At 65.7% G+C, this 18,369-nt stretch carries 19 protein-coding genes; 12 read left to right on the top strand and 7 right to left on the bottom strand.

Annotated elements, in window-relative coordinates; translation table 11 throughout:
* The first annotated feature begins 153 nt into the window (after positions 1-153).
* The 6 genes from FFI97_RS22185 (at position 154) to FFI97_RS22160 (ending at position 6,919) form a co-directional block, all read left to right on the top strand.
* Positions 154-1,035 (top strand): ABC transporter permease, encoded by an 882-nt coding sequence (locus tag FFI97_RS22185; protein WP_139701296.1) that lies wholly within the window; start codon positions 154-156, stop codon positions 1,033-1,035.
* Positions 1,032-1,835, top strand: coding sequence for an ABC transporter permease (locus tag FFI97_RS22180; RefSeq protein ID WP_139701297.1), 804 nt, complete (start codon positions 1,032-1,034; stop codon positions 1,833-1,835). The genes FFI97_RS22185 and FFI97_RS22180 overlap by 4 nt, the downstream gene beginning before the upstream one ends.
* On the top strand, positions 1,825-2,895 hold the full coding sequence (locus FFI97_RS22175) for an ABC transporter ATP-binding protein (protein ID WP_139701298.1): 1,071 nt from the start codon (positions 1,825-1,827) through the stop codon (positions 2,893-2,895). Before FFI97_RS22180 ends, FFI97_RS22175 begins: the two co-directional genes overlap by 11 nt.
* Positions 2,896-2,909: 14 nt before the next feature.
* Entirely contained in the window at positions 2,910-3,959 is a 1,050-nt protein-coding gene (locus tag FFI97_RS22170) for an ABC transporter substrate-binding protein (protein WP_139701299.1), read from the top strand.
* A gap of 109 nt (positions 3,960-4,068) precedes the next feature.
* Positions 4,069-6,027, top strand: a complete 1,959-nt coding sequence (locus FFI97_RS22165; protein WP_139701300.1) for an FAD-dependent oxidoreductase — start codon at positions 4,069-4,071, stop codon at positions 6,025-6,027.
* A gap of 229 nt (positions 6,028-6,256) precedes the next feature.
* A complete protein-coding gene (locus FFI97_RS22160; protein WP_139701301.1) occupies positions 6,257-6,919 on the top strand; it encodes a hypothetical protein in 663 nt (220 codons plus the stop codon).
* A 629-nt stretch (positions 6,920-7,548) separates the two neighbouring features.
* Here the strand turns inward: FFI97_RS22160 and FFI97_RS22155 are convergent.
* Entirely contained in the window at positions 7,549-8,754 is a 1,206-nt protein-coding gene (locus tag FFI97_RS22155) for a tyrosine-type recombinase/integrase (RefSeq protein WP_139701302.1), read from the bottom strand.
* Positions 8,755-9,030: 276 nt separating this feature from the next.
* Here FFI97_RS22155 and FFI97_RS22150 point away from each other — a divergent pair, with 276 nt between their 5' ends.
* Positions 9,031-9,258 carry a hypothetical protein gene (locus tag FFI97_RS22150; protein WP_062481748.1) on the top strand — a complete coding sequence of 76 codons (228 nt, stop codon included), beginning with the start codon at positions 9,031-9,033 and terminating at the stop codon, positions 9,256-9,258.
* Between the two features lie 89 nt (positions 9,259-9,347).
* Positions 9,348-10,076 carry a glutathione S-transferase gene (locus FFI97_RS22145; protein WP_139701303.1) on the top strand — a complete coding sequence of 243 codons (729 nt, stop codon included), beginning with the start codon at positions 9,348-9,350 and terminating at the stop codon, positions 10,074-10,076.
* A 3-nt stretch (positions 10,077-10,079) separates the two neighbouring features.
* Here FFI97_RS22145 and rsmI read toward each other — a convergent pair whose 3' ends face one another.
* The gene (gene rsmI, locus FFI97_RS22140) at positions 10,080-11,075 is read right to left on the bottom strand and encodes a 16S rRNA (cytidine(1402)-2'-O)-methyltransferase (protein WP_139701304.1); all 996 of its coding nucleotides are present in this window, start codon (positions 11,073-11,075) and stop codon (positions 10,080-10,082) included.
* Between the two features lie 48 nt (positions 11,076-11,123).
* Here rsmI and FFI97_RS22135 point away from each other — a divergent pair, with 48 nt between their 5' ends.
* The 3 genes from FFI97_RS22135 to FFI97_RS22125 all read left to right on the top strand — a co-directional run bounded on the left by FFI97_RS22135 (position 11,124) and on the right by FFI97_RS22125 (position 13,016).
* Positions 11,124-11,495, top strand: a complete 372-nt coding sequence (locus FFI97_RS22135; RefSeq protein ID WP_139701305.1) for a YraN family protein — start codon at positions 11,124-11,126, stop codon at positions 11,493-11,495.
* Between the two features lie 85 nt (positions 11,496-11,580).
* Positions 11,581-12,222: an SIS domain-containing protein gene (locus FFI97_RS22130; protein WP_062482322.1), complete on the top strand. Its 642-nt coding sequence runs from the start codon at positions 11,581-11,583 to the stop codon at positions 12,220-12,222.
* Complete coding sequence (locus FFI97_RS22125) at positions 12,219-13,016, top strand: BON domain-containing protein (protein WP_095950095.1); 798 nt, start codon at positions 12,219-12,221, stop codon at positions 13,014-13,016. The genes FFI97_RS22130 and FFI97_RS22125 overlap by 4 nt, the downstream gene beginning before the upstream one ends.
* Positions 13,017-13,046: 30 nt before the next feature.
* Here the strand turns inward: FFI97_RS22125 and FFI97_RS22120 are convergent, their stop codons facing one another.
* The 3 genes from FFI97_RS22120 to FFI97_RS22110 form a co-directional block, all read right to left on the bottom strand.
* Positions 13,047-13,955 carry an NAD(P)-dependent oxidoreductase gene (locus FFI97_RS22120; RefSeq protein WP_062482328.1) on the bottom strand — a complete coding sequence of 303 codons (909 nt, stop codon included), beginning with the start codon at positions 13,953-13,955 and terminating at the stop codon, positions 13,047-13,049.
* Between the two features lie 65 nt (positions 13,956-14,020).
* Positions 14,021-15,157, bottom strand: coding sequence for a PilT/PilU family type 4a pilus ATPase (locus FFI97_RS22115; RefSeq protein WP_062482331.1), 1,137 nt, complete (start codon positions 15,155-15,157; stop codon positions 14,021-14,023).
* A 132-nt stretch (positions 15,158-15,289) separates the two neighbouring features.
* Positions 15,290-16,333 carry a type IV pilus twitching motility protein PilT gene (locus tag FFI97_RS22110; RefSeq protein WP_062482334.1) on the bottom strand — a complete coding sequence of 348 codons (1,044 nt, stop codon included), beginning with the start codon at positions 16,331-16,333 and terminating at the stop codon, positions 15,290-15,292.
* A 51-nt stretch (positions 16,334-16,384) separates the two neighbouring features.
* Here FFI97_RS22110 and FFI97_RS22105 point away from each other — a divergent pair, with 51 nt between their 5' ends.
* Entirely contained in the window at positions 16,385-17,086 is a 702-nt protein-coding gene (locus FFI97_RS22105; protein WP_139701306.1) for a YggS family pyridoxal phosphate-dependent enzyme, read from the top strand.
* Between the two features lie 7 nt (positions 17,087-17,093).
* On the opposite strand, the gene FFI97_RS22100 is transcribed toward FFI97_RS22105, so the two are convergent.
* Together FFI97_RS22100 and FFI97_RS22095 are read right to left on the bottom strand one after the other, a co-directional pair.
* Positions 17,094-17,561, bottom strand: a complete 468-nt coding sequence (locus tag FFI97_RS22100; RefSeq protein WP_062478450.1) for an Lrp/AsnC ligand binding domain-containing protein — start codon at positions 17,559-17,561, stop codon at positions 17,094-17,096.
* A 143-nt stretch (positions 17,562-17,704) separates the two neighbouring features.
* Positions 17,705-18,160 carry a hypothetical protein gene (locus FFI97_RS22095; RefSeq protein WP_139701307.1) on the bottom strand — a complete coding sequence of 152 codons (456 nt, stop codon included), beginning with the start codon at positions 18,158-18,160 and terminating at the stop codon, positions 17,705-17,707.
* Between the last annotated feature and the right edge of the window lie 209 nt (positions 18,161-18,369).

Below are 18,369 nucleotides of genomic sequence, written 5' to 3'. Positions count from 1 at the left end.
TGCACTGCAGAGAAATAATTGAAGGAAAATTTTTCTACAAAGAAAATTTTTGATGATATTTGTTTGACAAGCGCATAGGTAAATGCAACCATCGCATGCATATCCTCGATGCGGGATGCCATCGCCCCCGAGAGGTTTTTGCCCTCACAGCCCATGCAGTCCACGACCGCTACCCCCCATCCTCCGCAGCCGTTCGGCCGCCGCGTGAGAAACGCGTTGCCCGCTACTTCCTTGCTGCTTCCGGTCGCCTTGTTCCTGCTGGGCTGCTTCGTCGTGCCGCTGGCCCAGTTGCTGGGGCTGTCGCTCACGGGGACCGGCGGGCCGCTGTCCTCCTACGCCGCCATCGCTGGCACGGCCGTGTACCGAGAGGTGTTCGTCAACACCATCGTGCTGGCTTTCAATGTCGCGGTCTTCTCGGTGCTGCTGGCTTATCCCACTGCCTACATGCTGACGAAGCTGCAGGGCTCCGCGCTCGCACTGGCTTTCTGGTGCGTGCTCTTCCCGCTCTGGATCAGCGTACTGGTCCGAAACTTCGCCTGGATTCTGCTGCTCGGGCAAAACGGTCCAGTCAACCAACTGTTGGTGGGGATGGGGCTGGTAGACAGCCCCCAGCAGTTTCTGTTCAACAGCACCGGCGTCTACATCGGCATGGTGCATGTGCTGCTGCCATATGCGCTGCTGCCGATCTACAGCGCGATGAAGGGCATCGACGCCCGGCTGCTGCAGGCCAGTGAGGGGCTGGGCGCGCGACCGCTGCAAACCTTTGTGCGGGTCTATGCGCCACTGAGCATGCCTGGCGTCGCCGCGGGCTTTCTGCTGGTCTTCCTGATGGCGCTCGGCTTCTTCATCACGCCGGCGCTGCTGGGCGGCATCAAGAACGTGACGATCTCGATGCTGGTCGACACTTTCGTGCAGGAGCAACTGGTCTGGCCCATGGCTGCCGCAGCGGCGTTCTGGATGCTGGCCCTGGTGCTGGTGCTGGTGGGTCTGGCCGCGCGATTCGTCAACATCACGGACACGGTGGCCGCACGATGAACAGCCTTCTACGTGTAGCGATCTATGGCACGGGCGTGCTCGTGGTTATGTTCCTGATGCTGCCGATCTTGGCCGTCATTCCCGCCTCCTTCAACCACGCCAGCTTCATCCAGCTGCCGCCCAGCCGATGGTCGCTGCGCTGGTACGAGGCCTTCCTGGCCGACAGCGAGTGGTACCAGTCCCTGTTCACCAGCATCCAGGTCGCCGTCGTGGCGACGCTGCTGTCACTGGGCCTGGGTACCACCGCGGCACTCGGCCTGCAGAAGGCATCGCCGCGCTGGCGCACCGTGCTGAATGCCGTGCTGATCTCCCCGCTGGTGGTGCCGGTGATCATCACCGCCATCGCGCTGTACTACACCATGCGGCCGCTGGGCCTGCACGGCACGACCCTGGGCATGGCGATGGGACACACCGTCCTGGCGCTGCCGTTCGTGGTCGTCAACGTGGGCGTGGCGCTGCGGTCCATCGAACCGAACTGCCTGCGCGCGGCCGAGGGGCTCGGAGCCTCCCCGTTCGCGACGTTCCGGACCATCACGCTGCCCTTGATCTCCCCGGGGCTCGCCAGTGGCGCAGCCTTTGCCTTCATCACCTCCTTCGACGAGGTGGTGGTTTCCATTTTTCTTTCGAGTGCCACCACCAAAACACTGTCCGTCAAGATGTGGGAAATCATTCGCGTGGAATACACGCCCGTCACCGCTGTCGCTTCCACCATCCTGATGGTCGTGACGTTCTTGCTGTTTGTGCTCGTGCAGTTCGCCCTCCGGAACCGCACCGGCCAGGAGGGCGGCCATGCACGCTGAGTCACTTGAGTTCCGGGGCATCGAGAAGTTTTTCGGCCGCACCCGCGCCCTGGACCCGATCGCCTTGCAGTTGGCCGCCGGTGAGTTCGTGACTCTGCTCGGCCCCAGCGGATCTGGCAAGACGACCTTGCTGAACATCGCCGCGGGCTTTCTGAAGCCGGATGGCGGCTCCCTGCATATCGGCACGCAGGACGTCACGGCCCTGCCGGCGCGCAAGCGCAACATTGGCATGGTGTTCCAGAACTACGCGCTGTTCCCGCACATGAATGTGTTCGAGAACATCGCCTACGGACTGCGAGTGCGCGGCGTGGCGTCGACCGACATCGAGGCGCGAGTGCGCCGCGCACTGGACGGTGTGCGCCTCGGCGAATACGCGGAGCGTGCCATCCGGCAGCTCTCGGGCGGGCAGCAGCAACGCGTTGCGCTGGCGCGCGCATTGGTCATCGAGCCACCCGTCCTGCTGATGGACGAGCCGCTCGGTGCGCTGGACCGGCAACTGCGCAAGCAGGTGCAGCTGGAGATTCGCCGCTTGCATCGGGAGTTTGGCCGTACCACCTTGTTCGTGACGCACGACCAAGAAGAGGCGCTGGCGATGAGCGACCGCATCGCGGTCATGCGCGGCGGGCGCATCGAGCAGATCGGCCGGCCGAACGATCTCTACCAGCGCCCCGCCAACGTCTTCGTCGCGTCGTTCCTGGGCGAGTCCAACATCCTCAACGGTACGGTGCAGAGCCTGGAGGGGGGCGTCGCCACAGTGCGGATCGACGGGCTCGCCTGCGAGGTGCGCGGCGAAGCGGTCGCTGGCGTGGTGCCAGGCCAGCCCGCCGGCGCCCTCATCCGCCCGGAAGCCATTGCCATCTCTGTCGCTGGCGAGGGCTTGCGAGCGCAGCTGATCGAAGTCGTGCCGCTCGGCGAGATCGTGGCGATGCGGCTGCAACTGGAGACGGGCCAGGAGTTCTGGGTCCGAAGATTCTCTGGCACGCAGGTGCCGGACGCCGGCCACGAGGTGCGGCTTTCATGGCGGACCGAAGACGTCCGCATCCTTCCCATGCAAACCTGAAGACAAGGACCGACATGACCACCAGACGCCACACACTGCAAATGCTCGGTGCCGCCACTGCGCTCGGCGCCACCGGCCTGGCCCGCGCGCAGAGCCAACGACCGTTCACGTTCTGCTCGTTCGGCGGAGCGGCCGGCGCGGCCCTGAAGACGGCCTTCATGGACCCGGCCTCCAAGAAGTTTGGCCGCCCCATCACCAATGTGGCACCCACGAACTATGCGAAGTTCAAGGCCATGGTCGAAGCCAAGGCGGTCGAATGGGATCTGGTCGACGTGGGCGGCCAGTTCATCTTCCAGGGCCGCGGCCAGGGCCTGCTGGAAAAGCTCGACTTCTCTATCATCGACACATCCAAACTGGCCAAGCACTGGGTGACGGACTACGGCATCTACACCTTCGTCGGCGCCACCGTCTTCGCCTACAACACCAAGGCCATGCCCAAGGACCGCGTGCCGACGTCCTGGAAGGACTTCTGGAACGTCAAGGACTTCCCGGGCCCCCGCTCGCTCTATACCCGTATCTGGTACAACTACGAGGCCGCCCTGCTGGCCGCTGGTGTCCCGCGCGACCAGGTCTATCCGGCCACCGATGAGAAGGTCAAGCTTGCGTTCGCGAAGCTGCGTGAGATCAAGCCGCACGTCAAGGTCTGGTGGACCACCGGTGCGCAACCGGCGCAACTGCTGTCGTCCGGCGAGGTCGCCATGGCGTCGGCCTGGAGCGGGCGCATCCTTGACGTGATGAAGGAGAACGCGCCGGTGAACTTCACCTACCAGGACGCGATCTCCTGGGGCGAGGGCTTCGTCGTTCCCAAGGGAGCGCCGAACCGCGAGCTGGCGATGCGGGTCCTGGACTACAGCATCAGCGAGGAAGCGCAGTCGGCCCTCCTGCCGTTGGAGACCTACGGTCCCGTCCTGGACTCGGCCGCTGCCAAGGCCACGGCCGCGCAGGCCAAGATCTTTGTGTCCCATCCCGCAAACATGAAGGACACCTGCCTGATTAACGACGAGGAGGTGGCGAAGTACGCCACCAAGTTCGAGGAGGAGTGGAAGAAGTTCCAACTCTCCTGAAGCAGCCATCAGGGGGAGGCGGACTTCCGTCGCGCCTGCGCTGCTGGCCGGCGACGGGAAGCTCGACCTCACCGAACCATGTGAAGCCGATGACGTCGGCCATTCCACCATGAGCCACTTCAAACACCTGTTCTCACCCCTGCGCCTGCGCAACACTGAGATCCGCAACCGGATCCTGTCGACCGGCCACCAGACCTACTTGGCCGAAGACGGCATTCCGGGTGAGCGCATGGCGGCCTACCATGAAGCTCGGGCCCGCGGGGGGGCCGGGCTGATCATCGTCGAGTCCGCGCGCTTTCACGAGACCTCGCTGACCGATGCACCGGACCTGGTCGCGACGGACGAGCGCTGCATTGCGGGCTACCGGAGCGTCGCCGACGCGGTGCATCGGCACGGCGGCAAGGTCTTCGGACAACTCTCGCATGCGGGCCGCGTGTCCAAGCGCGTACGCGGCGGGTTGCGGGACATTGCCTATGCGCCATCGGCCGTGCCGGACCACCGGTTTCACACGATGCCGCGCGAGATGCCGACGGACCTGGTGCAAGAGCTGGTCGTCGCGTGCGGTGCTGCCGCCGGGCGGTTCGCCGAGGCCAGGCTTGATGGCGTGGAGCTGGTGGCCAGCCATGGCCTGCTGTTCGCGCAGTTCCTCAATCCGGCCACGAACCAGCGCAGCGACCGCTACGGCGGCAGCCGGGAGAACCGCATACGCTTTCTTGCCGAATGCCTAGCCGCGGTACGCGCCAGCGTCGGCCCGGAGCTGGTGGTGGGCATGCGCATCTCGGTCGAAGAGGTGGAGCAGGACGGGTTGGACGCCGCGGAAGTGATCGCGGTCTGCAAGCAGCTCGCGGCCGCAAGAGCACTCGACTATGTGAATGCGACGATCGGCTCAATGTCGGGCCTGGGCGGATCGATCCATGTCGTGCCGCCCATGGACCATGCCACGGCCTACGTGGCACCCAAGGCGGCCACGCTGCGTGCGGCCGTCGGGTTGCCGCTGTTCGTCGCTGGGCGCATCAACCAGCCGCAGATCGCAGAGGAAGTGCTGGCGGCAGGCCAGGCGGACATGTGCGGCATGACGCGCGCCATGATCTCCGACGCGGACATGCCACGCAAGGCACAGGCCGGCCAGCTCGACGACATCCGCGCCTGCATCGGCTGTAACCAGGCCTGCATCGGGCACTTCCATCTGGGCTACTCGATTTCCTGCATCCAGAATCCGATCTCCGGCCGCGAGCATGTGCTGCGGCCAATCCCTAGGGCGGCCACGCGTAGGACTGTGCTGATCGCAGGTGGCGGCCCCGCTGGCATGAAGGCCGCGGTGGAGGCGGCATCGCGCGGGCACCGCGTGATCCTTTGCGAGGCCAGCCGTAGGCTGGGGGGGCAGGCGCTGCTGGCGCAGGCGCTGCCCGAGCGCGCCGAGTTCGGCGGGCTCGTGACGAACCTGGAGCACGAGCTCAAGTGCCTTGCTGTCGAGATCCGGCTCGGCACCCGGGTCGACCGCGCCCTCGTGGAGGCGCTGTCGGTCGATGTCGTGATCGTCGCAACCGGCGCTGTGCCATTCCAACCCGAGATCGAGGCCGACGAGAGCAGCCACATCGTGCAGGCCTGGGACGTTCTACAGGGCACGGCGCAGGCACGCGGCCGCGTGCTGGTGGCCGACTGGCGCTGCGACTGGGTGGGCATGGGCATGGCCGAGAAGCTGGTGCGTGAGGGGCACCATGTGCGCCTGGCCGTCAACGGCCCGCACGCAGGCTTCAACCTGCAGATGTACCTGCGCGACTCATGGATCGGGCGCCTGCACGGTCTGGGCGTGGAGGTGATCCCCTATGCACGGATCTTTGGCGTCGACGGCAGCACGACCTACCTCACCCACATCGTTTCCGGTGCGGCCATCGTGTGCGAGGACGTGGACACCGTGGTGCTTGCCACTGGACATACGGCGGTCACAACCCTCGAGCACGCGCTGATCGGCTGGGACGGTCAGACGATCTTGGTTGGCGACTGCGTATCCCCTCGCACAGCTGAAGAAGCGATCTACGAAGGGTTTCTTGCGGGGCGGGGCTTGTAGACGGCTTTGAATCGACATCTGTTTCGTACATAGACCAAACGGGCGTTGACTTCGACGGCGAGCCGGAATGAACCTCATGGCAGCGAAGGAGCCACTACGGTCGATGAGTCCATCTGGATCGTGGATGCACTTTTCTTTTCAGTTCCGTTCATAGGCGTCGCGCTCGGCGAGGTTGCTGCGCACTAGTGGGAACTGCGAGCGGCTGATCGGAACGGTTGAGAATCTGCCCATGGACGCTTTCGCTCTCGACCCGAAAAAGGTGCAAGACATATCCGATCACCTGCTGGACGACCGCGGGCGTCTCCGTATCTCTTCCGCTCGCATGCTCGAGGGGACGACCGCCCAAGAGCGGCTCCTGTTTGGTGTGCGCCAAGGCGTCTACAGTTTTCCGACCGACGAACTCTGTGAATTCTTGCGATCTCGTATTAAGGGCAGGATCGCCATCGAGATCGGCGCAGGGCATGGCATTCTTGCTCAGGAACTGTCCATTCCTGCCACTGATAACCGTCAACAAGAGGACCCGGAGCTCAAAGCCTACTATGCGCAAATCGGCCAGCCGACGGTCCCCTATGGCGAAAATGTCGAGAAGCTGGATGCAGCTGCCGCCGTGGCAAAGTACCAACCGCATGTCGTCATTGCATGCTGGGTCACGCATCGTTTTGACCCAGATCGACCATATGCGGGAGGCAGCGTAACTGGTGTTGACGAAGCGTCAATCATTGAATCGTGCGATGAGTACATCTTCATTGGCAACGAGCGTGTGCATGCCCACAAACCCATTTGGGAAATGCCGCACGAAAAGTTGATGCCGTCGTGGCTCTACTCACGCGCAGTCAATGGAAGCCGTGAATTTATTGCCACTTGGCGTCGCTGCCGAATTGCAAGCGTCTAGGGATGGCATTCGGTCAGGCAGGAATCTTTGGTTGAGCCCCGTCACAATGTAAAGATGCCATCCTCTGCTTCTACACCCCCGACTCACATTCAGCCGCAGCACAAAGCCGTTGCTACTTCCAGGCTCGTAGAGGTACTAGGGGCCAGTGGGTATACAGATATCTGCGTTCTCCAAGGCCAGGTGTGCGCGGTCAAGCAGTTCAACTTCACTACCGCTGTGGTCGTTGGGCTTAGTGACGTTGGTTATCAGCGTCGATATTGCTACGAGCATCAAGCAGACGCGCAAGCTGCACTTGCGGCCTGGGATGGTTGCGAACATCCATTGGGGCCATGGATCAAGTGCAAGGGCGCAGGCATTGACCTCTTGAACCCGAACTTCCGTTGAGATTTACCATGGCGGTGCCTAACGTTCACCTTTGACTAAGGCATTGGTGGCTCAGATGAGCGTCACCGGTGGCGGAAGCCCGTCGCTGCCACTCTGATGTTGAGTCAGGATCCGAACCGTATTCAAGACAAGGTCAAGTATCTCAAGCGCGTGGTCGTGCCAGATATAGACTGGTTCGTGCAAGAAGATCGCTCCGGTCGAACAGAGGAGTGGAGTCTGAAGCGCGGCGGCGACCATACCGACGGCTACGCCACGTGTTGCTGAAAGGGGATCACCTGTCCTTTGCGTCGGCTGTCTAGGTAGTTGGCCCACCACTCCATCATCTTGATTCGTTCAGGCAATCGGGCGCCTCGGTCGTATGCTGCACGCACTTGGTCGCGCTCCGCATGGGCAAGTTGGCGTTCTATGGCGTCTGCGCTCCATCCTGATTCGTTTGCCACAGTCGAAAAAAGCGCTCGAAAGCCATGAGCGGTTGCCAAGTACTTGTAGCCCATGCGCGCCATCGCGCTGTTGAAGGTGTTCTCGCTGAGGGATTTAGAGGGGTAGAAAGGACTCGGAAAAACGAGTTCTCGATGGCTGCTCAGTGGTTTCATGGCCTCCACCACGGCCACGGCTTGAGCCGATAGCGGGACCACGTGTTCGCTTCGCATTTTCATGCGCTCAGCAGGGATGCGCCACAACTTCGCGTCCAACTCAAATTCATCCCAGCGGGCACCGCGAATTTCTCCCGGTCTTGCGGCGGTCAGCATCAGCAGTCGCAGGGCGTGAACCGTGTGCGGGTCGCCTTGGTATACATCCAGCTTGGCGAGGAATTCAGGTAGGTCTGCAGGCCCCAGCGCCGCGCGATGCTGAACGCGTCTGGGCTTCAAGATCTCGGAGGGGACGAGGTCCACCATGGGATTGCGATCGACGTGTTGATGCGTTGTGGCGTACCGATAGATCGCCTTGATGCGTTGCAGAACGCGCATGGCGATTTCCCCTGCGCCGCGCTTCTCGATAGTCTTCACGGCATCCATAATCTGCCGGGGAGTGATCTCTGCCATGGGCAGCTTGCCAAGCGTAGGAAAGACGTCGGCCTCCAGCGAGGCGCGGGTGCGTGCCAGAGTATTGGCTTCCCAGCGTCCCGCTTGATGCGAAAGCCAGTCCTCGGCGACCGCTTGAAGTGTGCTGGTCGTTTCCTGAATGGCTTTCACCTTGGCGGCCTTTTTGAGCGCTCCGGGATCTTCGCCGTTGCTCAGTGTCTGCTTGGCTGCGAAGCGCTTTTCGCGTGCTTCTTTGATTCCCACAACCGGATACACACCGAAGGCGAGCAATTTCTCCTTACCGCCAAAGCGATACTTCATGCGCCAGTACCGGCCGCCGTTAGGTGTAACTTGAAGGTACAAACCTTCTCCGTCGGTATAACGACCGGGGGTGGTGAGATTGCGGACTTTGACGTCGGATAGCGACATGATGCTGAGCTTTCAGGGGGCGGGGTATTTTTCGGGGTATACGCCAAAATCGAACGTTAGAATAGCAAGGAGTCATGCGGCTTGGAGCCAATAGTTGGGTTCCTGGCGGCGACCACCTTCAAGACCGGAAATTCCGCAAGGGCTTCCGGTTTTTTCACTTCTTCCCCGATCCGGCCCGGCCTTGCGCGACAAGGCCGATCCGGAGATCCGCGCGACCGGGCCGTGACACGCCGTTGCACCCTGTCACCCGGACGCACGCATGTAAAAATTCCCCGCATGATGGAGCTCTCCGAACTGGACGAAACCAGCCTCGCAGCACACGCCGCCGAATGGCGTCGGCGCGCGCTGCGCGGCGAGAAACAGGCCCGCGGCATCGCACATGCCCTGGAGGCCGAGATGCGCCGCCGCTTCGGCGATTCGATTCCGCCGAGCCAGAGCGCCGACCTGGACACCCGCCCCCTGGCCCTGCGCCAGCCACCGCGCCCGTGGTGGAAGTTCTGGTGAGCCTGCCGCGCGCCTTCGCTGCCTGATCTGACATTCCTCGCAGCCGGTCATCGGTTGCAGCGCCCCGTCGGCCCTGACACCATGGCCGCATGGCATACCAACTTCATTACTGGCCCACGATCCAGGGCCGTGGCGAATTCGTGCGGCTCGCACTCGAGGCCGCGGGCGCCGACTACGTCGATGTCGCGCGGCTGCCCGCATCGCAAGGCGGTGGCGAGTCCGCGTTGGGCCGACGGCTCGGCGATCCCGACAATCCGCGCGCCGCGTTCGCGCCACCGTTCCTCATCGACGGCGACATCGTGGTCGGCCAGACCGCCGCGATCCTGCTGTACCTCGGTCCCAAGCTCGGACTGGCCGGCATCGGCGAATCCGACGGCCTGTGGACCCACCAACTGCAGCTCACCATCGCGGACGCGGTGGCCGAGGCGCACGACACCCATCACCCGATATCGACCGGCGACTATTACGAAGACCAGCGCGACGCGGCCCTGCAGCGTGCGCGCGCCTTCCGCGAAGCGCGCATTCCGAAATTCCTGAACTGGTTCGAGCAGGTGCTGCAGCGCAACCCTTCGGGCGACCTGCACCTGGTCGGCGACGTGTTGACCTATGCCGACCTGTCGCTGTTCCAGTTGGTGGATGGGCTGCAGTACGCCTTTCCCAAAGCTGCCGCGCGGGCGCTCGACGCCACGCCCGCGGTCGTGAAGCTGCACGCGAACATCCGGCGACGCCAGCGCGTGCACGACTACCTGCGCAGTCCGCGCCGCATCGCGTTCAACGAGGATGGAATCTTTCGGCGCTATGCCGAGCTGGACGGCTGAGGGCTAGGCGCCGTCGTCGTCGTCGTCGTCGTCGTCGTCGTCGTCGTCGTCGCCGGCTTCGTTGCGGATGCGCAGCGCCAGCTCGTACAGCGTGTTGCGCGGCGCACCGCTGATCTCGGCGGCCAGCTTCACGGCCGTCTTCACGGGCAGTTCCGCCAGCAGCAGGCGCAGCACGCGCTCGCCTTCCGCACCGCCGTCGCCGCTCACCGCCACGGGGTGCAGCACCAGCGCGAACTCGCCACGCGTGCGGTCGCGGTCGGCGCCGAACCAGTCGGGGAGCGCGCTGGCGGCCACGGTGGCGATTTCTTCGAACTGCTTGGTGAGCTCGCGGCCGACGGTGATGCGGCGCTCGCCCAGCACGGCCAGCGCGCGGGCCAGGCTGTCGATGCGGTGCGGCGCTTCGAGCAGCACCACGGCGCGCGGCTCCTGCGCGAGGGCCTGCACGGCGGTGTCGCGCTCGCCGGCCTTGCTCGGCAGGAAACCCGCGAACACGAAGGCGCTGCTGTTGTGCGCGTGGTTGCTCTCGCCGCCATCGGCCACGAGGCCGGCCGCGCTCACGAGCGTGACGACGCTGCTGGCGCCCGGCAGAGGCAGCACGCGCTGGCCGGCCGCGCGCACGGCGGCGGCCAAGCGCGCGCCGGGGTCGCTCACGCCGGGCGTGCCGGCGTCGCTCACGTAGGCGATGCGCTCGCCCTGCGCGAGCCGCGCGACCACGGCCTGCGCGGCCTCGGCCTCGTTGTGCTGGTGCACCGCGAGCAGTTGGGCGCCGGGGCGGTCGATGCCGTAGGCGCGCAGCAGGCTCTGTGTGTGGCGCGTGTCCTCGCAGGCGACGGCGTCCACCAGCTGCAGCACATGCAGCGCGCGCAGCGTGATGTCGGCCAGGTTGCCGATCGGCGTGGCGACGACATACAGCGTGCCCTGCGGATAATGCTGCGCGCCCGCGGCATCGAGCGCGGCCGGCAGGGCCGCGCCGAAGGAAGCAGGGGCGAGTGAAGCCAAGGGGTTTCTCCGTAGGGCAGCGAAAACAAGAAAACAGGGCAGGGAGCCATGACGACAAGCACCACGACCACGAAGCATCGCGGCGATGCGGCGGAAGACGCCGCGCTCGACCACCTGCGCCAGGCCGGCCTCGTGCCGGTCGCGCGCAATTATCGGACGCCGGGGCGCGGCGGCGGCGAGGTCGACCTGATCATGCGCGATCCGCGCGATGGCACGCTGGTGTTCGTCGAGGTGCGACAGCGCAGCGCGGGCTCGCACGGCGGCGCGGGCGGCAGCATCACGGCGGGCAAGCAGCGGCGCATCGTGCTGGCCGCGCGGCACTACCTGGGCCGTTTGCGCGCATTGCCGCCATGCCGTTTCGATGTGGTGCTGATCGAGGAGAAAATCACCTGGCTGAAAGCCGCCTTCGACGCCGGCTGACGCACCCGAAAGGGAACTGAAGCCTTGCTGAAGGCTCCACCACTCAAACGTCTTGTTTCACGACCCCCAGTTATCATCGCGCCCCATGCTCGAGCAACGGATTCAGCAGCACTTCATCGACAGTGCCGACCTCAAATACCAGACCGGCCCGGTCCTCAGCAAACCCATCTCTCAAGCGATGCAGGCCCTGCTGGCCTGCGTGACCAGCGGCGGCAAGGTGCTGGCCTGCGGGGCCGGCGTGTCGGGCCTGCTGGCCGCGCAGTTCGCCTCGAACTTCGTGGGCCGCTTCGAACGCGAGCGCCCCGAGCTGGGCGCCATCGCGTTGCCCGGCGACACCACCGACCCGGCGGCCGACAGCCCGCAGGCCGCCGATGCCGACCGCTTCGCGCGCCAGGTGCGCGCGCTCGGCCAGGCCGGCGACGTGCTGCTGGTGCTCAGCGCCAGCGGGCAGTCGTCCGCGGTGCTGGCCGCCGTGCTTTCCGCGCATGAGCGCGACATGACGGTGGTGGCGCTGCTCGGCAACGCCGCCACGGGGCTGGCCACCGCGGCGCCCGGCGTCGGCGGCACCGGCGGCGCCATCGGCCGCGCGCTGCGCGAAACCGATGTACAGATCAGCGTGCCGCACGAGCGTGCGGCGCGCATTCACGAAATCCACCTGCTCGCGCTGCATTGCCTGTGCGACGGCGTGGATGCCCAGTTACTCGGAGAACAGGAAGTTTCCTCATGACCATGACGACCCTGACCAAGGCCTCGACCCAACGTTTCGCCCTGGCGCTCACCCTGGGCGCCGCCCTGGTGGCCGGACTGTCCGCCTGCGTGCCGCTCGTCGTGGGCGGCGCCGCGGTGGTGGGCGTGGGCATGGTGGCGACCGACCGCCGCAGCTCGGGCGCCCAGCTCGACGACCAGGGCATCGAGCTGCGCGCCGCGGCCCGCGTGCGCGACATCGCCAACGACAACATGTACGTGAGCGTCACCAGCTTCAACCGCCAGGTGCTGCTGACCGGCGCCGTCGGCAACGACGCCGACCGCCGCCGCGTCGAGGACGAGGTGAGCCGCGTGGTCAACGTGCGCTCGGTGGTGAACGAGCTCACCATCGGCGCCCCGAGCACCTTCCAGGACCGCTCGAACGACCTGTACATCACCGGCAAGGTGAAGGCCTCGCTGCTCGATGCCAAGGACATCTTCGCCAACTCCTTCAAGGTCGTGACCGAGCGCAGCACGGTCTACCTGATGGGCATCGCCACGCGTCGCGAGACCGACCGCGCCACCGAGATCACGCGCGGCGTGACGGGCGTGGCGAAGGTCGTGCGCGTGGTCGAGGTGGTGAGCGAGGCCGACCTCGCCGCGAGCCAGGCGGCCAACCAGTCCGCTGCGCAGCGCGGCGGCACGGGCCCCGCACCGGTGAGCAACGCGACGCCATCGACGCCGGGTGCTTCCTCCTCGGGTTCGCGCGTGCCGCTGCCGCCGATGGAGCCGCTGCCCGCGCCGGCCGGTGGTGCAACGACCTCGCCGGTCCGCTGAAACCAAAAAGCCCGCTTCCGCGGGCTTTTTTCATTTGAGCCGAATGATGAGGCTCGAGGTGTCCCATCGCCTGCCGCCGGCCTGCTGCACGTCGGCATAGAACTGGTCGACCAGCGCCGTCACCGGCACGCGCGCGCCGTTGCGCTTGGCTTCGTCGAGCACCAGGCCCAGGTCCTTGCGCATCCAGTCGACGGCAAAGCCGAAGTCGAACTTGCCCTCGATCATGGTCTTGCCGCGGTTGTCCATCTGCCAGCTCTGGGCCGCGCCCTTGCCGATGACGCCGAGCACGGCCTCCATGTCCAGGCCGGCGCGCTGGCCGAAGGCGATGGCTTCCGACAGGCCCTGCACCAGCCCCGCGATCGCGATCTGGTTCACCATCTTGGCGAGCTGGCCCGCGCCGCTGTCGCCCAGCAGCGTGACGGCGCGCGCGAAGGCCATGGCCACCGGCCGGATGCGCTCGAACACCGCCGCGTCGCCGCCGCACATCACGGTGAGCGCGCCGTTCTGCGCGCCCGCCTGGCCGCCCGACACGGGCGCGTCGATGAAGTGCAGGCCGCGCGCCTGCGCCGCCTTCGACAGCTCGCGCGCCACGTCGGCCGAGGCCGTGGTGTGGTCCACGAGCACGGCGCCGGGCTTCATGCCGGCCAGGGCGCCGTCGTCGCCCAGCACCACCGAGCGCAGGTCGTCGTCGTTGCCGACGCAGCAGAACACGATGTCGGCGCCGGCCGCCGCTTCGCGCGGGGTGGGGGCGTGGCGGCCGGGCGCGCCGAACTCGGCGACCCACGCCTGCGACTTGGCGGGCGTGCGGTTGTAGACCGTGACCGCGTGGCCGGCCTTGGCCAGGTGCCCGGCCATGGGCCCGCCCATGACGCCGAGGCCGAGGAAGGCCACCGTCTGGGCGGGAACGGATTCGTAGGTGCGGGGGTTGATGCTGCTCATGGCCGACAGCTTAAAGCCAAAGAAAGAAAGCCGGCGCGCCCCAGGGACGCACCGGCGGGGCGGCTTCAGACGATCGCGAAGTGCTCGGTGCCGGCCGCCAGGTCGGTGCTGCGCGCGCGCTGGCTGTTGAGCTTGATCTGCAGGCGCAGGTCGTTGGCCGAGTCGGCGTTGCGGATCGCTTCTTCGAAGTTGATCGCGTTGCCCTCGAACAGGTCGAACAGCGCCTGGTCGAAGGTCTGCATGCCCAGGTTGCGGCTCTTCTTCATGATCTCCTTGATCTCGCCCACCTCGCCCTTGAAGATCAGGTCGGAGATCAGCGGCGTGTTCAGCAGGATCTCGACCGCCGCCACACGGCCCTGGCCGTCCTCGGTAGGCACCAGCCGCTGCGACACCAGCGAGCGCAGGTTCAGCGACAGGTCCATCAGGAGTTGCGCGCGGCGCTCTTCGGGGAAGAAGTTGATGATGCGGTCCAGCGCCTGGTTGGCGCTGTTGGCGTGCAGCGTGGCCATGCACAGGTGGCCGGTTTCGGCGAAGGCCACGGCGTGCTCCATGGTTTCGCGGTCGCGGATTTCGCCCATGAGGATCACGTCGGGCGCCTGGCGCAGCGTGTTCTTCAGCGCCGCTTCCCAGCTGTCGGTGTCGATGCCCACTTCGCGCTGCGTCACCACGCAGTTCTTGTGCGGGTGCACGAACTCGACCGGGTCTTCCACCGTGACGATGTGGCCGTAGGAGTTCTCGTTGCGCCAGTCGATCATCGCGGCCAGCGTGGTCGACTTGCCCGAGCCCGTGGCGCCCACCAGGATGGTCAGGCCGCGCTTGGTCATCGCCACGTCCTTGAGCACCTGCGGCATGCCCAGCCCGTCGATGGTCGGCAGCTTGGCGGGAATGGTCCGCAGCACCATGCCGACCTTGCCCTGCTGCACGAACGCGTTGACGCGAAAGCGCCCGATGCCCGTCGGCGAGATCGCGAAGTTGCACTCCTTGGTGCGCTCGAACTCGGCCGTCTGGCGGTCGTTCATGATCGAGCGCGTGAGCGCCAGCGTGTGCTGCGCGCCCAGCGCCTGCTGCGACACCTTGGTGACCTTGCCGTCGACCTTGATGGCCGGCGGAAAGTCGGCGGTGATGAACAGGTCGCTGCCGTTGCGGCTCACCATGAGCTTGAGCAGGTCGTTGATGAACTGGCTGGCTTGATCGCGTTCCATGAAGAGCGCTCCTTGTTTAATTTGAACCTGTCTGCGGCCGACCGCCGGGCCGCCCCAAGGCGGCCGCGCCTCCCCCTTGGGGGGTGGAGTTACACGTAGCGAAGCGAAGTGAAAAGCCGGGGGGCCTCATGACTAGCCGGGGAAGTTTTCTGGGATCTTGGCCTTGCCGCGCGCTTCGGCGGCAGAGATCGTATTGCGGCGCACCAGCTCTGTCAGGTTCTGGTCGAGCGTCTGCATGCCCGAGCCCTGGCCGGTCTGGATGGTGGAGTACATCTGCGCGACCTTGGCTTCGCGGATCAGGTTGCGGATGGCCGGCGTGCCCAGCATGATCTCGTGCGCCGCCACGCGGCCCTGGCCGTCCTTGGTCTTGCACAGCGTCTGCGAGATCACGGCTTGCAGCGATTCGGACAGCATCGCGCGGATCATTTCTTTTTCCTCGCCCGGGAACACGTCGATGATCCGGTCGATGGTCTTGGCGGCCGACGAGGTGTGCAGCGTGCCGAACACCAGGTGGCCGGTTTCGGCCGCGGTCATCGCGAGGCGAATGGTTTCGAGGTCGCGCAATTCGCCCACCAGGATGGCGTCGGGGTCTTCGCGCAGGGCGGAGCGCAGTGCGTTGGCGAACGACAGCGTCATCGGCCCCACTTCGCGCTGGTTGATCAGGCACTTCTTGGATTCGTGCACGAACTCGATCGGGTCTTCCACCGTGAGGATGTGGCCGTACTCGTTCTCGTTGAGGTAGTTCACCATCGCCGCCAGCGTGGTCGACTTGCCCGAGCCCGTGGGGCCCGTCACCAGCACGAGGCCGCGCGGCTTGAGCGCGAGTTCGCCGAAAATCTTCGGCGCGTTGAGCTGCTCGAGCGTGAGGATCTTCGAGGGAATGGTCCGGAACACCGCGGCCGCGCCGCGTGCCTGGTTGAAGGCGTTGACGCGAAAGCGCGCGAGGCCGTCGATCTCGAACGAGAAGTCGACCTCCAGGAACTCTTCGTAGTGCTTGCGGTGAGTGTCGCTCATGATGTCGTACACCATGGCGTGCACGGCCTTGTGGTCCAGTGCATCGACGTTGATGCGGCGCACGTCGCCGTTCACGCGGATCATCGGCGGCAGGCCGGCCGACAGATGAAGGTCGGAGGCTTTGTTCTTGACGCTGAACGCCAGCAGTTGGGTGATGTCCACGGGGCTCCTCAGGCAGGCTTTAGTGACGTTTTGATACGAATTCGGAAGATTATGACGATGATTGGCGACGATCTCCAGCAAGTAAGGGCCCGGATCGACCGGGCCTGTGCGCAGGCCGGGCGCGACCCGTCGGCGGTGCGCCTGCTGGCGGTGTCCAAGACCTTCGGGCCGGAGACGGTGCGCGAGGCGCACGCGGCCGGCCAGACGGCCTTCGGCGAGAACTACGTGCAGGAGGGGCTGGACAAGATTGCCGCGCTGGCCGACCTGCGCGCGGGACTCGAATGGCACTGCATCGGCCCTCTGCAGAGCAACAAGACGCGGCCCGTGGCCGAGCAGTTCGACTGGGTCCACAGCATCGACCGCCTGAAGATCGCCGAGCGCCTGTCGGCCCAGCGCCCGGCCCATCTGCCGCCGCTGCAGGTGTGCCTGCAGGTCAACGTGGACGGCGGCGTGAACAAGTCCGGCGTGCCGCCGGAAGAAGCCTTGGCGCTCGCGCGCGCTGTGGCGGCCTTGCCACAACTGACGCTGCGCGGGCTCATGGCGATCCCCGAACCCGCGCCCGATTTCGCGGCGCAGCGCGAACTGTGCCTGCGCGCGCACGCGCTGTTCGAATCGATCCGCGCGGCGGGCATCGCGCTGGACACGCTGTCGCTGGGCATGAGCGGGGACCTCGAGGCGGCGGTCAGTGCCGGCAGCACGATGGTGCGGGTCGGCACGGCGATCTTCGGCGGGCGGGGACGCAAGCCCGCCTAGGGTCGGCTCAGACCCCCAGCGGCAAGCGCGCGCTGCTCTTCACCTCTTCCATCACCGCGTACGTGCGCGTCTCGCGCACCCCGGGCAGCTGCCACAGCACGGTGCCGGCGAACTCGCGATAGGCGGCCATGTCGGCCATGCGGGTCTTGAGGAGGTAGTCGAAGCCGCCGGCGACCATGTGGCATTCCATGATCTCGTCGCGCACCTGCACGGCGGCCTTGAACTGGTCGAACACGTTGGCGGTGGTGCGGTCGAGCAGCACCTCGACGAACACGGTGAAGCCGCGACCCAGCTTGTAGGGGTCGAGGCGGGCCTCGTAGCCCAGGATGAAGCCGTCGCGCGTGAGGCGCTGCACGCGCGCCAGCACGGCGGTGGGGGACAGCGCGACCGCCTCCGCCAGCTTGAGGTTGGTGATGCGGCCGTCTTCCTGAAGGATCTTCAGCAGGCGCAGATCGATGCGGTCCAGATCAAGCATTCGAGGATTATCCGGCGCACACATCGATCGACTGCAAGAAATGCGGCCTATTTGCCACGGCCATAGGAGATAGAACCAAGGAAATGCCGTTGGACTACCCTTTCGCAGTCATTTGAACTACCGAAAGCCGTGGGTCACCACATTCAACGCACCGTGGTCGCGCCGGGTGCGGCAGCCTGGCGGCCCGAGAGCTGGTCGACCAGCGCGCCGTAGGCCGGGCCTTCGCGCAGCTTGGTGTACGCAGCCTGGGCTTCGCGGTAGCCTGGGCGCGACGTGTCGGCGCCGGCTTCGCCCGACTGCTGGGCGGCCAGGCCCGAGCGGATCCACAGCTGCGTGTCGGCGGCCACGGCGGCGCGGCTGTTGGCCGACACCGCGACCGGCTCCTGGCCCATGTTCTCGTTGTAGCCCTGGGTGGGCGCGGTCTTCAGCCACTGCTGGGCATCGGCCGTCACGGCGGCGCGCGTCGTCGACGACGCGAAGGGCGCGGGACGCGGGTCGCCTTCGGCGTAGTTGCCGGCAAAGCTCGGCGCGGCGGCCAGGCCCAGCAGGGCGGCGACGGCGGCGGTGTTCAGAAGGCGGGTGGTGGCAGACAGCTTCATGTTCGTTCACTCCTTGAGGTGGTTGCTTGGTTGGTGAGAACGACTGTACGAAGCGCATCCACGCGACCGATAACGTCTGGATGACGGTTTTGTCATGTGCGTATCCACCTGCATCGGGCCGCGCCGAGAGGGACCGCAAGGGGCCTTCCAACTTCTCTTGCATAACCGCCATCGCGGCATGCATAAGCCATGGCGCGCGGCCCTCAGTC

The sequence above is a fragment of the Variovorax sp. KBS0712 genome (assembly GCF_006323185.2).
Taxonomy (GTDB): Bacteria; Pseudomonadota; Gammaproteobacteria; order Burkholderiales; family Burkholderiaceae_C; genus Variovorax; species Variovorax boronicumulans.
This window is presented reverse-complemented; position numbering and strand designations above follow the sequence as displayed.